This window comes from Burkholderia sp. Ap-955 (assembly GCF_011753045.1).
GTDB lineage: Bacteria > Pseudomonadota > Gammaproteobacteria > Burkholderiales > Burkholderiaceae > Burkholderia > Burkholderia lata_D.
Genome location: NZ_VWWH01000191.1, coordinates 1 through 2,748, shown reverse-complemented (window position 1 = coordinate 2,748; position 2,748 = coordinate 1). Strand labels below are relative to the sequence as shown.

Genomic DNA, 2,748 nt, shown 5'->3' with positions numbered 1-2,748 from the left:
GTGATCCGGCCGGTCCGGCGGCGGCGCGTGGAAGAACAGCCGCACGATCCAGTCGACCAGCGTGCGTTGCGCCGGCAAGCCGATGCCGCGTGCGAGCCAGTCGGCCGCACGACGGCCGACCGCACGCACGCGCAGCACGAAGCCCGCGTTCATCGCGCCGCTCCGCGGCGACCGGCGGCGCCTGCCGCCAGCCACGTATCGACCCAGTTCGCGACGCCGTTCAGGTCGTGCGACGCCTGCGAATACGGCGCGTCGTCGAAGATCCAGCTGCCGCGCGCGAGCGCTTCGGGCAGGGCCGCATCGACGTGGATGCGCTGCTCGAGCATCGACGCCGGCCCCGCGACCGCGCGCAGCATGCCGAGCGCGTCGCGCTGCATGTCGCGCGCCGGATTCAGCCGGTTCACGACGATCTGCAGTTCGCCGCCGCCGGCACGCAGCGCACCGAGCCGCGCGGCCGTCGTCGCACACGCGCTCGGCTCGGGCGGCACGACGACGAGCGTCAGGTCCGCGCGGCGAATCGCCTGCTCGGCCTGCGTCGACGGATAGCGCGCGGTGTCGATCAGCACGACGCCGTCGACCGGCAGCGCAATCTCGTCGAGCGCGCGCGACAGCCACGCGGGATCGGCCGCGAGCCGCGCATCGCACGCGGCGGCGCCGGCCGCGTCGACCTGCCCATACGGGACGAACAGCACGCCGTCGGCGTTACGCCACGTCTGTGCATGCCACGGCTCGCCGCCGCCGAGCACGCTCTGTGCGAGGCCATGCTCGGCCAGCGAGTCGAGGCCGAGCGTCGCGCCCATCAGGTTCTGTGCATCGAATTCGACGGCGACGACCGGCCGGCCGCGACGCGCGAGCAGCACCGCGAGCGCGGCCGTGAGCGTCGTGCGGCCCGCGCCGCCCGTCGTCGACGTAATGGCGATCGTCTTCATCGGGCCGCCTCGCCGCTCCGCTCGCCGCGCTCCGCATCGGGCAGCAGCCGCCCGCGCAGCGCGACCGGCACGAGTTCGCAAGGCACCGCGTCGCGCCGGTCGATGCCGCGGGGCGCGTGAAAACCGCGGCCGATGCCGAGGTGCTGCGCGATGATCCATACCGGCACCGCGATCACGATGCCGACGATGAAACCGATGACGATTTCGGCAATCATGCGACTCCCTCCTTGCGCAGCGGCATCGCGCTGCGGACGGCGCTGCGCTTGCGCGCGGCGGGAATGACGGGTTCCGGCGCCGATGCATCGACAGCCGCGGCCGCCGGTGTCGCACCGATCGCCTCGAGCGCGACGATCGTATCGATGGCGTCGATCGCGCCGCTCACTTCGCTCGCGTCGGGCAACGCCGCGCCGGGGTCGGTGCGCACCGACGGTTGGCGCGTCGCGCCCGCCGGCTGCGTGGCCGCGAACAGATCGCTGTAGTCGGCGATCGGCGCGCGCCGGTTCTCGGCCTTCAGCGCATTGAGTTCGGTGTCGATGCTGCCGTGGCCGAGGCATACGACCCGGTCGGACAGCGTGTCGACCGGCACGTCGAAGATGCGCGCGAGCGCGTCCTCCGCATCGACCGGTTCGCACGCGAACAGGAACACGTACAGGTGCGCGGCATCGGCCGTCACGACGTCGCCCGCGCGGCGCGGCCGGCAAGACCGCAGCGCGTCGACATGCGACACGCTCGGCAGCAGCGCGATCTTCGCGAGCGTGTGCGGCAGCGCGAGCACGGCGCCGCGATCGAGCACCGCGCGAATCCGCAGGCAGAACGCGCCGACCGGCAGGTAGCCGAGCACCGAATCGCCGAGCGCGGCCGCGAGCGCCGCACGATAGTCGGCCGCGACGGGCCGCGCATAGAGCTGGCCGCGCAACGCGTGCACGGCGGCCTGCATCCGCGATACCGGCAGGTCGCGCGCGACGACGCGGCTCGCGCCGACGCTCAGCACGAGCATCTCGAACTGCTGGCGCAGCACTTCGCCGCGCTCGACGACCGCGATCTTCAGCGCACCGCCGCACTGCCGGCGCAATGCGTGCACGTCCGCGCAGAGCGCTTCGAGCTGCGCATGCGAGCGGAACACCAGCACCGCGGTCGCGGCCTGCGCATGCGCGCAGGCGGCGACGACGGCCGCGTTGTCTTCGACGACCTCCCAGCCGTCCGGCACGCGGTTCGTGCCTTCGAGCACCGCGCGGCTGACGACGACGCGATCCTCGTCGCTCGCGATCTTCATCCGGTGCGCGGGCTCGGTCGCGCCGCCGTCGACGTTCGCCGACAGCCGGCCGCCCGGCGCAAAGCGCAGCGGCCGCACTTCGCCGGCCGCAAGCGTATCGCCTGCCCGCCAGAAATCGACGACCCACAGCAGCTCGCCGTGCGTGCGCTGCAACTGCGCGACGCCCGAGCAGATACCGTGGAAACCGCTGCGCGGCGTGCGATCCGCATCGCGGACGAGCGGCGCATCGTCGGTGCGCGCTTCGCCGCCCGCACGGGTCGCTTCGGGATCGAGCAGCAGCACCAGCGCGATCCGGTGCGTGCGGCACCAGTCGGCGAGTGCATGCGCCTCGTCGGCGAGCGCGATCGGGTCGTCCCAGCTGAACCAGCGCTGCGCGCCCTCGACGAAATACAGGGAGCGCGCGCGAAAGCCGTAGCGCTTCATCGCGCGCAGGCCGCCGGTCAGTCGTGCGAACGGGCCCGGCGCCGCACGGCGCGGGGCGTCCGCGGTTGCGCCGGCGCCGGTGTTGTCACCGTTGGCCGGCTCGGCCGCGGGCGGCATCGCCAG

General features: G+C 73.4%; 3 protein-coding genes. All 3 read right to left on the bottom strand.

What is annotated here, in order from left to right:
* Positions 1 to 149: 149 nt before the first annotated feature.
* Positions 150 to 929, bottom strand: a complete 780-nt coding sequence (bcsQ, locus tag F3J15_RS37145) for a cellulose biosynthesis protein BcsQ (protein ID WP_166897754.1) — start codon at positions 927 to 929, stop codon at positions 150 to 152.
* On the bottom strand, positions 926 to 1,144 hold the full coding sequence (locus F3J15_RS37140) for a hypothetical protein (RefSeq protein ID WP_069247725.1): 219 nt from the start codon (positions 1,142 to 1,144) through the stop codon (positions 926 to 928). The genes bcsQ and F3J15_RS37140 overlap by 4 nt, the downstream gene beginning before the upstream one ends.
* Positions 1,141 to 2,748: cellulose biosynthesis protein BcsE (bcsE, locus tag F3J15_RS37135; protein ID WP_166897752.1), on the bottom strand; the 1,608-nt coding region annotated here is incomplete at its 5' end. The genes F3J15_RS37140 and bcsE, both read right to left, overlap by 4 nt.

Excerpts from the sequence above, each read along its gene's own strand:
- bcsQ (WP_166897754.1), bottom strand. The coding sequence starts at position 929 with ATGAAGACGATCGCCATTACGTCGACGACGGGCGGCGCGGGCCGCACG.
- F3J15_RS37140 (WP_069247725.1), bottom strand. The coding sequence starts at position 1,144 with ATGATTGCCGAAATCGTCATCGGTTTCATCGTCGGCATCGTGATCGCG.